6 protein-coding genes are annotated in these 11,519 nt (G+C 63.3%); 1 reads left to right on the top strand and 5 read right to left on the bottom strand.

Annotated elements, in window-relative coordinates; genetic code table 11:
• Positions 1-2 precede the first annotated feature (2 nt).
• The 3 genes from narH to ACWJKU_RS07115 all read right to left on the bottom strand — a co-directional run bounded on the left by narH (position 3) and on the right by ACWJKU_RS07115 (position 6,129).
• Positions 3-1,535 (bottom strand): nitrate reductase subunit beta, encoded by a 1,533-nt coding sequence (gene narH, locus ACWJKU_RS07105; RefSeq protein ID WP_454147151.1) that lies wholly within the window; start codon positions 1,533-1,535, stop codon positions 3-5.
• The gene (locus ACWJKU_RS07110; RefSeq protein ID WP_454147153.1) at positions 1,532-5,299 is read right to left on the bottom strand and encodes a nitrate reductase subunit alpha; all 3,768 of its coding nucleotides are present in this window, start codon (positions 5,297-5,299) and stop codon (positions 1,532-1,534) included. Before ACWJKU_RS07110 ends, narH begins: the two co-directional genes overlap by 4 nt.
• Positions 5,300-5,697: 398 nt before the next feature.
• Positions 5,698-6,129 (bottom strand): MarR family winged helix-turn-helix transcriptional regulator, encoded by a 432-nt coding sequence (locus ACWJKU_RS07115; protein ID WP_454147155.1) that lies wholly within the window; start codon positions 6,127-6,129, stop codon positions 5,698-5,700.
• A 635-nt stretch (positions 6,130-6,764) separates the two neighbouring features.
• Between ACWJKU_RS07115 and ACWJKU_RS07120 the strand changes: the two genes are divergently transcribed.
• A complete protein-coding gene (locus tag ACWJKU_RS07120; RefSeq protein ID WP_454147157.1) occupies positions 6,765-8,678 on the top strand; it encodes an FAD-binding oxidoreductase in 1,914 nt (637 codons plus the stop codon).
• Here ACWJKU_RS07120 and hpnR read toward each other — a convergent pair.
• Together hpnR and ACWJKU_RS07130 are read right to left on the bottom strand one after the other, a co-directional pair.
• Entirely contained in the window at positions 8,626-10,179 is a 1,554-nt protein-coding gene (gene hpnR, locus ACWJKU_RS07125) for a hopanoid C-3 methylase HpnR (RefSeq protein WP_454147159.1), read from the bottom strand. The two genes, ACWJKU_RS07120 and hpnR, sit on opposite strands and share 53 nt — an antisense overlap.
• A 702-nt stretch (positions 10,180-10,881) precedes the next feature.
• Positions 10,882-11,511 carry an acetate uptake transporter gene (locus ACWJKU_RS07130; RefSeq protein WP_454147161.1) on the bottom strand — a complete coding sequence of 210 codons (630 nt, stop codon included), beginning with the start codon at positions 11,509-11,511 and terminating at the stop codon, positions 10,882-10,884.
• Positions 11,512-11,519 lie beyond the last annotated feature (8 nt).

Consider the following 11,519-nt stretch of genomic DNA (forward strand, 5'->3'; position numbering starts at 1 on the left):
GATCAGTCGTCCGTCAGCCGGATCGGGATGGATTTGCGCCGTCCCATCGGGCGGCCGAACAGCGAACCGGTCGTTTCCGCGCCGCCGCAGCCGTTGCCGAACGAAAAGCCGCAACCGCCGCGCAGCGCGTAGGTGCTTTCCGCTTCCTCGCGGTGCGTCGTGGGAATCACGAAGCGATCCTCGTAGTCGGCAATGGCCAGATAGCGGTGCATCTCTTCGGCTTCCGCGACGCTCAGTCCGGCGCGTTCAAGGACGTTGCTTCCCACGCTCTCTCCGAGCTGGCGCCGGCGGAAGTAAACCCGCATCGCCAGCATGCGCTCCAGCGCGCCGGTGACGGATGCCTCGTCCCCGGCGGTCAGCAGATTGGCGAGGTAGCGCACGGGGATGCGCAGAGAACGCACGTCGGGGAGTCCCTCGTTGACGTCGATGTTGCCGGCGTTGGCGTGTGCCTGGATCGGCGAAAGCGGCGGCACGTACCACACCATCGGCAGGGTGCGGTATTCGGGGTGCAAGGGAAAGGCAATCTTCCATTTCACCGCCATCTTGTACGTGGGCGAACGCTGCGCCGCTTCCAGCCACGCTTCCGGCACGCCATCGGCGCGCGCCCGGCGCTGTATCTCGGAATCGTGGGGATCCAGGAAAATTTCGAGCTGGGAGCGATAGAGGTCCTTCGGATCGGCCACGGAGGCGGCTTCGGCGATGCGGTCGGCATCGTACAGCAATACGCCGAGGTAGCGGATGCGGCCGACGCAGGTCTCCGAGCACACGGTCGGCTCGCCCGCCTCGATGCGGGGATAGCAGAAGATGCATTTTTCCGACTTGCCGGTGCTCCAGTTGTAATAGATCTTCTTGTAGGGGCAGCCGGATACGCACATCCGCCAGCCGCGGCATTTGTCCTGATCGATCAGGACGATGCCGTCCTCCTCGCGCTTGTAGATCGAGCCCGAAGGGCAGGACGCCACGCAGGACGGGTTGAGGCAGTGTTCGCACAGCCGCGGCAGGTACATCATGAAGGTGTTCTCGAACTGGCCGTAGATATCCTTCTCTATGGCTTCGAAATTGGCGTCCCGGCTGCGCTTTTCGAATTCGCCGCCGAGGATTTCCTCCCAGTTCGGCCCCCATTCCACCTTGTTCATGGTCTGGCCGCTGATCAGCGAAACCGGGCGCGCGACCGGCACGGTCGGCCCTTCCGGCGCATTCTGCAAATTTTCGTAATCGAAGGTGAACGGCTCGTAATAATCGTCGATCTCCGGAAGATGCGGATTGGCGAAGATTTTGGCGAGGACGGATAGCTTGCCGCCCTGCTTGAGCGTTAGTTTGCCGTTGGCCTTGAGTTCCCAGCCGCCGCGCCAGTGCTCCTGATCTTCCCATGCCTTGGGATAACCGATTCCGGGTTTCGATTCGACGTTGTTGAACCAGGCGTATTCCATGCCTGTTCGCGAGGTCCACACATTCTTGCAGGTGACCGAGCAGGTGTGGCAGCCGATGCATTTGTCCAGGTTCAAGACCATCGCAATCTGGGCGCGGATTTTCATGATGTGCTCCCTGTCGTATCCTGTTTTCGAATTTTCGCTTCGCGGTCCGCCCAGTCCACCTGGGACATTTTGCGCACGATCACGAACTCGTCGCGGTTCGAGCCGACCGTGCCGTAGTAGTTGAAACCGTAGCTCAACTGCGCGTAGCCGCCGACCATGTGCGTCGGTTTCAAGACCGTGCGCGTTATCGAGTTATGGATACCGCCGCGCTGCCCGGTAATTTCCGATCTCGGCACGTTCACGGTCTTCTCCTGGGCGTGGTACATCAGGCACATGCCTGGGTGTACGCGCTGGCTGACCACCGCGCGCGCCGTGAGGGCGCCGTTGACGTTGAATAGCTCGATCCAGTCGTTGTCGGCGATGCCGGCCTTTCTCGCATCGGCCTCCGAAATCCACACGATCGGTCCGCCGCGCGAGAGCGTCAGCATCAAAAGATTGTCGGTGTAGGTGGAGTGGATGCCCCATTTCTGATGGGGAGTGATGAAGTTGAGCAGGATTTCCGGGTGGCCGTTGCCCCGCCGGTCCGCGAACGGCGCCACCGTCCGGGTATCGATCGGAGGTCGGTACAAAGCAAAGCTTTCGCCGAAATCGCGCAGCCAGGCATGGTCTTGATAGAACTGCTGGCGCCCGGTGAGCGTGCGCCAGGGGATCGATTCGTGGATGTTGGTATAGCCCGCGCTGTAGCTGACGTGCTCGCTCTCGATGCCGGACCAGATCGGCGAACTGATGATCTTGCGCGGTTGCGCCTGAATGTCGCGGAAACGGATTTTCTCGTCCCCCCGCTTTTCCGCCAGGTGGACGTGATCGCGTCCGGTCGTCCGGGAGAGCGCCGCCCAGGCTTTCGCCGCGACCTCGCCGTTGGTCTCCGGGGAGAGCCGAAGAATGACCTCGGCGGCATCGATGTCGCTGTCGATGCGCGGACGTCCCGCGGCGGGACCGTCGGCTACCGTGCGATTCAGCTTCGCCAGTTCTTCCACTTCGGCGCGACTGTTCCAGGCGATGCCCTTGCCACCGTTGCCGAGGCTGTCCATCAGGGGGCCGAGCGAAGTATAGCGGGCATAGGTGGCGGGGTAATCTCGTTCGACCACGGTGATCTGCGGCGCGGTCTTGCCGGGAATCAAATCGCATTCGCCCTTCTTCCAGTCCTGCACCGCGAGCGGCTGCGCCAGTTCAGCCGGGGTATCGTGCAGGATCGGCGCCAGCACCACGTCGTGCTCGACGCCGAGGCGGCCGGAGGCGAGCTCGGAGAAGCGGCGCGCGACGGCCTTGAAGATTTCCCAATCGCTCCGCGATTCCCAAACCGGATCCACCGCCGCCGACAGCGGATGAATGAAGGGGTGCATGTCGGAGGTGTTGAGATCGTTCTTCTCGTACCACGAGGCGGTGGGCAACACGATGTCCGAATACAGGCAGGAGGTGGACATGCGGAAATCCAGCGTCACCACGAGATCCAGCTTGCCCTCGGGCGCCGGATCGCGCCAGGTCACCTCCTCGGGTTTCCGTTGTCCCGTTTCGCCGAGGTCCTTGCCTTGCAATCCGTGGCGGGTGCCGAGGAAGTGCCGCAGAAAGTACTCGTGCCCCTTGCCCGAGGAGCCGAACAGATTGGAGCGCCAGATGAAGAGATTGCGCGGGAAATTGGCCGGATCGTCGGGGTCCTCGCAGGCCAGACGCAAGGTGCCCGATTTCAGGCCCTGGACCACGTAGTCCCGGACCTCCATGCCGGCAGTCCGGGCCGCTTGCGCGATCCGGAGCGGATTGCGGTCGAGCTGCGGCGCCGAGGGCAGCCAGCCCATGCGCTCGGCGCGCACGTTGAAATCGATGAAGCTGCCGCGATAGCGGTCGGGATCGGCCAGCGGCGACAACAGTTCGCGCACGTCGAGCTTTTCGTAGCGCCACTGATCGGAGTGGGCGTAAAAGAACGAGGTGCCGTTCATCTGCCGCGGCGGACGCACCCAGTCCAGCGCAAAGGCGAGCGCCGCCCAACCGGTCTGAGGGCGAACCTTTTCCTGACCCACGTAGTGCGCGAAGCCGCCGCCCGAAACGCCCACCGTGCCGCACAGCATCAGGAAGTTGATGATGCTGCGGTAGTTCATGTCCTGGTGATACCAGTGGTTCATGCCGGCGCCGATGATCACCATCGAGCGTCCGCGCGTCTTCTCGGCGGTTCGGGCGAAGCCGCGCGCCACTGCGATCGCCTGCGCTGCCGGCACGCCGGTGACGGCAGTCTGCCAGGCCGGCGTATAGGGCGCGTCGTCCTCATAGGATCGGGCGCAGTCTCCGCCGAGGCCTCGGTCAAGACCGTAATGGGCGCACAGGAGATCGAACACGCTGGCGACGTAGGTCTCGCCGTCGGCGATCCTGATTCGCAGCGCCGGAGCATGGCGGACCAGCACGTCGCCGCCCTGATCGTTGTGCGGGAAGGCCTGGTGCGGAATGCCGCCGAAATACGGAAAAGCAATCGGCAGCACGGCATCGCGGCGATCCAGGTGCGAGAGCGCGAGACGAATCTCGCGTCCGTCGGCGGCGTTGCGCGGCTCCAGGTTCCAGCGGCCGCCTTCCTCCGACCAACGGAACCCGATTGCGCCCTGCGGCACGACGAGGTCGCCCGACGACTCGTCGACGCCGACGGTTTTCCACTCGGCATGTTCCGGCGTATCCAAGGCGCCTTCGAAGTCGCTGGCGCGGAGATAGCGGTCCGGCACCCAGCGCTCGCCGTCGCGGCGCAGTTTTACCAGCAGCGGCAGGTCGGTATGGCGGCGGGCGTAATCCTGGAAGTACGCCACGGAACGGTCGAGATAGAACTCGCGCAAGATCACGTGGCCGATCGCCATCGCCAAGGCGGCATCGGTGCCCTGTTTGGGGTGTAGCCAGAGATCGGAGAGCTTGGCGACTTCGGAGTAATCCGGCGTGATCGCGACCACCTGGGTGCCGTTGTAGCGCGCCTCCACGAAGAAGTGCGCGTCGGGCGTGCGCGTCTGCGGCACGTTCGAGCCCCAGGCGATGATGTAGCCGGAGTTGTACCAGTCGGCGGATTCCGGCACGTCGGTCTGTTCGCCCCAGGTCTGCGGGCTGGACGGCGGCAGGTCGCAGTACCAGTCGTAAAACGAGAGCAGGCTGCCGCCGATCAGACTCAAATAGCGCGCGCCCGAGGCGTACGACACCATCGACATCGCCGGGATCGGCGAGAAGCCCGCCACGCGGTCGGGACCGAATGTCTCCACGGTGTGAACATTGGCGGCGGCGACGATCTCGGCGGCTTCGTCCCAGCTTGCGCGGACGAAGCCGCCGAGTCCCCGGATCGACTTATATTCCTGCGCCGCGGCCGAATCGCCGGCGATCGAGGCCCAGGCTTCCACCGGCGCCAGCGTCTTGCGTGCCTCGCGCCAGAGCTTGAGCAGCCGTCCCCGTATCAGCGGGTACTTGAGCCGCGCCGCGCTGTATAGATACCAGCTATACGAGGCGCCTCGCGAGCAGCCTCGCGGCTCGTGGTTAGGCATGCCGGGGCGGGTGCGCGGGTAGTCGGTCTGCTGGGTCTCCCAGGTGACGATTCCGCCCTTGACGTAGACCTTCCAACTGCACGCGCCGGTGCAATTCACGCCATGCGTGGAACGCACGATTTTGTCGTGCTGCCAGCGCAGCCGGTAGCCGTCTTCCCATTGCCGGCTTTCGTCTCGTGCTTCGCCGTGACCTTCCGAAAACGGCTCCCGCACGCGGGTGAAGTAATGCAGTCGCTCCAGAAACTGGCTCATGATGAGAGGGTCCATTCGTTAGGTTGTTATTCCTGTCAGGCCGGTCCGGACCGAAATGCAGCAGAGAACCATCGATCCGCACGGCCTCCCGTTTGGCCGGGCTCGCGCTCGAAGACGCCGAACCTGGCGAGAAATTTTGTATCACGACATGATATGTCGTCAATGCAGCGTTCTCCCGAGCGATGTGCGGGGCCGGGTTCCGCCGCGCCATCCCTGCGAACCGCGAACATCTCGGATCCGATCGGCTCGGCCGAAGAGACGACCCGATTACAGCGTAGTCGATCATACAGGTTTTCGGGGCGGCGCTTACCGAAACCGAGATTCCTTCCGTCGACGGAACGTGATTTTTACGAGAGTGCGGGACATCGTCGATGACATTTTTATCGAGCGGAATGTTGCAAGCCGGCCGCGATTTACTCATCCCGGCCGAACGACTTGAAATCGGGCACGGCGAATATGCCTTGCAGAGAGAGCAGTTCGGCGCGATGCAGCCGGACCAGTTGCTCCAGGCATTTTTCGCCTTTCGCCAGGAGTCTCACCTCGACCTGGCGTTTGTCCTGGTGACTCATGCGCCGTTCCACCAGGCCCAGCTTTTCGCACCGCGTGATCAGCGCCACGGTTCCGTGGTGCTGGGCCTGCAGGCGTTCGGCCAGTTCCCCCACGGTGGCCCACTCCCGGCCGGGAAAGCCCTTGATGTTGAGCAGCAGAAGGTATTGCAGCGGCGTGACGCCATGCCGGCGCGTCATCTGCTCGCTGAAGCGCAGGTACCGGCGGAGCTGATAGCGGAACTGCGCCAGTGCTTCGAAATCTTTCTTCGAAAGCGGTGAATCCGTTTTTTTCATCATCGTGGAGATAGACCTTTTGAAATTATGTCATGTCATGATATATTAACTACCGCATCTCTTGGTGGTTCTTCACCTGAAGGCAGAACTCCCACCATCCCCCCCTAACCAGTTGTTCTGCCTTCTCTTTTTTTCTGAAGTGAAAAAACCGGCGTTCCGGGATCGGAGTTCCGACGCTCGCCGGCGCCTTTAAGGACAAGCATCGTGTCGCCGATGCTTCTGCGGTGCATGAGCGGTCTGGTTTCCCGAATGAATTCCTTTTCACCCGTTTCCGCGTAAAACGACCTACCCATCCTGGGACGCCCGGAGTCTGATCGGCGGACTTAAAAAAAACCTGAATCGATCAGGGCGTCAAGTTGAAAGTTCCATGATCGGCCCGGTCTCGGCAAAAAGACTCGACCGGCGATCGCGCGCCGGCCCGGAGCCGTCGCGGGCGGAACCGGGCTTGAAACCGAACGGGCAAGATACGCGGAAAGATACGATCTAGCATCTTTTGACCTTTTTGTTATGGTATGACGACTCTTGCCTCCCTCCGGATCGGGGGAGGCCGAACCGGAAAACGATCGGAAAGGAGAGACGAACGAGGTCGATGTCGTTTTCGGGAAACGAGCGGAACGTCTGTCTGACATGGAGGTCCGATGGCGCATCTAAATCCAAGCCTTACGGCGGCGGAGGCTCTGGCCGCCGCGATTCGCGAACGCATCCGCGGCGAAGTCCGATTCGATTCGGTCAGCCGGCCGCTCCACGCGAAGAATGCATCCGGCTACCGGCAAGCACCTCTCGGCGTAGTCATTCCGCGCAGCATCGACGACGTGATCGGGATCGTCGACGTCTGCCGCCGGCACGGGGCGCCCATCACGTTCCGCGGCGGCGATGCCGGTCTGGCCGGGCCATGCGGCGACTCCGCCGTCATCATCGATACGTCGAAATATCTCCGCGGCGTTCTCGCCATCGATCCGGAGAGGCGGCGGGCGCTGGTGGAACCGGGCTGCGCGCCCGGCGTCCTGCGCCGCAGGGCCGAGGAGCATCGGCTGACTTTCGGACCCGATCCCTCGATCCACGGCCACGACACGCTGGGCGGCATGATCGGCAACAATGCGTGCGGCACGCACTCGATCATGGCCGGGCGCACCGCCGACAATGTCCATACCCTGGATATCCTCACCTACGACGGGCTTCGCCTGACCGTCGGCCCCACCTCCGAGGACGAACTGGAGGTCATCATCCAAGAAGGCGGCCGGCGCGCGGACATCTATGCCGGCCTCAAGGCGCTGCGCGACAAGTACGCCGAACTGATCCGCGCGCGCTTTCCCAAGATTCCCCGCCGCGTCTCCGGCTACGCGCTGGACGAACTGCTGCCCGAGAACGGCTTTAACGTCGCCCGCGCCCTGGTCGGCAGCGAAGGCACCTGTGCCGTCGTCCTGCGGGCCGAACTGCGCCTGGTGCCGAGTCCGGCCAATCGCTCGCTGCTGGTTCTGGGCTATCCGGACATTTATCAGGCCGGCGATCACGTCGTCGAACTGATGGACGCCGGTCCCATCGGGCTTGAAGGCATCGACGGTCTGCTGGTCGAGCACATGACAGCCGGGCCCGCGCACCGGGACCCGCTGCCCGAAGGCCGCGGCTGGCTGATTCTGGAATTCGGGGGCGAAACGCGAGACGAATCCGACGGCAAGGCCCGGCGGCTCATGGACAGGCTGCGCGAACGGCCGGGCGTCCCCTCCATGAAACTGTTCGACGACCCGCGCGAGGAAGCCCGGCTGCGGAAGCTCCGGGACGCCGCGTTTGCGGCGACTGTCCAGACGCCGGGCCCGAAAACGGCGCGGCCGGGCTGGGAGGACGCGGCGGTGCATCCGCAGGATGTCGGGCCGTATCTGCGGGATTACCGGGCGCTGCTCGACAAATACGGCTATCGCTGCGCCTTGTACGGCCATTTCGGCCAAGGCTGTATCCATTGCCGCATCGATTTCGATCTGTTCGCGCGGAAGGACATCGACCGATGGGAAGCCTTTCTCGACGAGGCGGCGGACCTGGCGGTGCGCTACAACGGTTCGCTGTCCGGCGGGCGCGGCGCCGGCCGGGCGCGAGCCGATCTTCTCCCGAAAATGTACGGAGATGCGCTGGTTCAGGCATTTCGCGAATTCAAGGCGATTTGGGACCCGGACAACCGCATGAATCCGGGCAAGGCGGTGGATGCGTTTCCGCGCGATCCCGGCCCGCGGTTCGGCGCCGGCCGTCGTCCGCCCGCGACCGTGCCGCCGTTCCCGGAGCCGCAGAGCCTTTTCGATGCGCGGCGCGGCGCCGGCACGACCGGCGACGAGGCCGGGTTCCACCAACGCCATCACCAGCAGCGGCTGCGTCCGCGCTCGGCCTACGCCATGCGGCTCGCTCGCTGGTGGGCGCGGCTCGCCGCCTGCGCGCCGGGGCTGGTCAACGCCGCCTTCGACAGGTTCGGCGTGAGCGAGGCGGCCATGATTCTCTCCCGCTGGATGGCGGGCGTTAAGCTCCGTCCCAGGTGCCCGTCCGTCCTTCGTCCACGAAGCGCTCGGTAGCCTCGTCCAGGGCGCGCGGCTTGCGTTCGCGAATTTCGTGTACGTACAGGCTTTGCGGCTTGAATTTCTGCTCGCCGCGTTCGGGGGGCAGGGACATCTCGTATTTGACCGGACGCCGGTGGTCGGCCAGTTGCAGTTCCGGGTTGAACACGCTGTTGAACTTCCACATGCTTTTCAGGAAGTTGGTCTGGCCCCGCAGCAAATGGCGGAAGACGATGCCGGCGGTGCCCTTGAGGGCTTCCCAGCCCATGTGCTTCATATTGAGCACCTGCTGGGTTTTCACCAGTTCCGCGTAGAACTCGGGCAGCGGCAGCCGGGTCGGGAGGACGGCGTGCTGGATGTCGAATAGGCGGTAGTCGCGGGTGGTCAGCTTGCGGGATTCGGTGTGCCAGGTTTCCGTGCCGGGGTAGGGCGTGTTGACGCTGATGTTGACGATCTCGGGAATTTCCATACACCACTGGCGGATGGTTTCGAAGCGGTCGCGGTCCCAGTCGGGGTCGGCGATGATGTTGATGGCGACGAAGATTCCCAGGGAGCGGGCGAATTCCAGGGCTTCGAAATTCTTCGAAAGACTCACCCTTTTCCGGAAGAGGGCGAGACCGGCGTCGTCGATGGCTTCGACCCCGAGAAACATGTATTTCATCCCCAAGCTCTTCCAGAACCGGAACACGTCCTTGTTGCGCAGCAACACGTCGCCCCGGGTTTCGAGGTAATACTCCTTTTTGATTCCGCGGCGGGCGATGGCTTCGCCGATTTCGAAACCGTGCTTGTCCTGGATGAAGGCCACGTCGTCGACGATGAAGACGCCGGGTTCCCGGATCCGGCTCAGGTCCTCGACGATCTTGTCGGGGCTCATGGCGCGGTAGCTGCGGCCGTAGAAGGTCCAGGCGCTGCAAAAGGAGCAGTCCCAGGGGCAACCGCGGGTGAATTCGATGGAGGCACAAGGGTCGAGGGTGCCGAGGAAATATTTTCGGCGATGCCGGACCAGATCCCGCGCCGGGCTGACATCGTCGAGATTGGCCACGAAGCCGGGCGGCGGACCTTCGCCGTCGGCGGTGACCGCCCCCGGCACTTTATGCACCGAGCCGCGGTCCTGCTCGATCGCCTCCAAGAGCTTCGGAAATCCGGCTTCGCCTTCGCCGCGCAGCACGCAATCGATCTTGCCTTCGCCGTGCTCCAGCAGATCCTTGGCCGTGAACGAGGCGCTGTGCCCGCCGATGCAGACGAAGCTGTCGGGCAGCCGGTCCTTGGCGTCCTTGGCGAGATCGACCACTTCCGGAACATTGGCCAGATAATTGAGCGCGAAGGCCACCACGTCTGGCTGCCAGGTTTCCAGCATGCGATAGAAATCCTGATGGGTTTCCACCTGAAGATCGATCAGACGGACCGAGTGCCCCAGGCGGCGCGCCGATTCCGCCACCATCTCGAGACCCAGCGGTTCGAGTCGGAGGAAGACTTTGGTGTACATCAGAGGGCTGGGATGGACGGTGAGAATTTTCATGATGGCGATCTCTTCTTATTGATTGATTGATTGATGGTTGATCCTAAAAACCGCCGCTGACTCTCCGAAATGACCGCAAGGCCACGTCAGCCGCCGCAGGCCCTCACCCCACCCCCTCTCCAGAGGGAGAGGGGCCAAGCTCCCTTCGCCCGACCTTCAAAACGCCCTCTCCCTTTGGGAGAGGAGCGGGTGAGGGTCTTGGGAGAAGGGCCGGGGATGAGGGCTTTTCAGGTCGTTTCCAACGGCCGGATTTAGGTTGATTCGTTCTAGAAAATCCTTGTCCCGAACCGCCGATTGGTTTCGGGTCGAACGCAGACTATGGAATTTGGCGTTTATGTCAATGGCCAATATCCCGCGGGATGTCCGTCGAAGCGCGGGACGCTCCGGTTCGGGCGCATGGTTCGGAGGCTCGCGCCGGTTGGAAGCGGCATGCTCCAGGCGCGAATCCGTTAGCGCCGGGTTGGCGCCGGCGGCGACGATTTTCCGGGGGAACAGGCGCGGCTACGACGCCGAACGAAGCGTCCGGAGACGTCGAAGACTCGTGTTCCACGACGGTCGACGGACGTAGGCGGGCGAAATCTCTGAAGCGGCAAGTCGAAAGCCGCCGAAACGTTTCCGGCCCATAGCGGCCGGATCGAGCGAAGCGGGTAAGCCGCGGGTCCGGCTTGCCCGCTCCGGGGCCGAAAGGCATCCGCCTTCGAATCACCGGTGCTCGATGGGCGACCCGATCGGCAGCAGCGTCCTGCCGTAATTGGTGTTGATCAACTCCGCAGCCGAGGTGTATGCGCCGATCAGAGCGGTGATCAATCCAAGATAGCCGCCCAGCATAACGAAGCCGGTGGAAGCCGCGAATTCGCCGATGGCCAACGCCAGAAACGTCAGCCAGAGCCCCAGGGTAAAGGCCATCGAGGCGCGGCTTTCGCGGAAGGCGTCGACCCACAGAAAGAAGGCGAACAGCGCCCAGACCAGATAGTACCAGCCGGTATAGGCCGAAAAGATCACGCCGGCCTGCGGCGCGGCGCCCGCGAGATTGGGACCCAGCGCCCAGGACCACCAATAGGCGCTGAACACCAGGAACAGCATCATCTCGAAGGTCCGGCTCTTGAAAAACTCCAGTATGCCGGCGATGGCCATGACGGTTCCGCCGAAGGTGATGGCCAGCATGACGTCGCGAGCCAGATCCGCATCCGGAAACCAGCCGGCGTAAACCATGCCCACCATCCACAAGGTGATGGAAAAGCCGGCGAACCCGAGCGGAGTGGGATTGGCATAGCTGCGGACGGCCACGGCGCCCTCTTCCGGGCGAGTCGATTGAACGTATCTCGGTTCCATGACGACCT

It is taken from the genome of Methylocaldum sp. MU1018 (genome assembly GCF_053646775.1).

Coding starts and splice junctions, on each gene's coding strand:
- narH (WP_454147151.1), bottom strand. CDS start 1,535: ATGAAAATCCGCGCCCAGATTGCGATGGTCTTGAACCTGGACAAATGC.
- ACWJKU_RS07110 (WP_454147153.1), bottom strand. CDS start 5,299: ATGGACCCTCTCATCATGAGCCAGTTTCTGGAGCGACTGCATTACTTC.
- ACWJKU_RS07115 (WP_454147155.1), bottom strand. CDS start 6,129: ATGATGAAAAAAACGGATTCACCGCTTTCGAAGAAAGATTTCGAAGCA.
- ACWJKU_RS07120 (WP_454147157.1), top strand. CDS start 6,765: ATGGCGCATCTAAATCCAAGCCTTACGGCGGCGGAGGCTCTGGCCGCC.
- hpnR (WP_454147159.1), bottom strand. CDS start 10,179: ATGAAAATTCTCACCGTCCATCCCAGCCCTCTGATGTACACCAAAGTC.
- ACWJKU_RS07130 (WP_454147161.1), bottom strand. CDS start 11,511: ATGGAACCGAGATACGTTCAATCGACTCGCCCGGAAGAGGGCGCCGTG.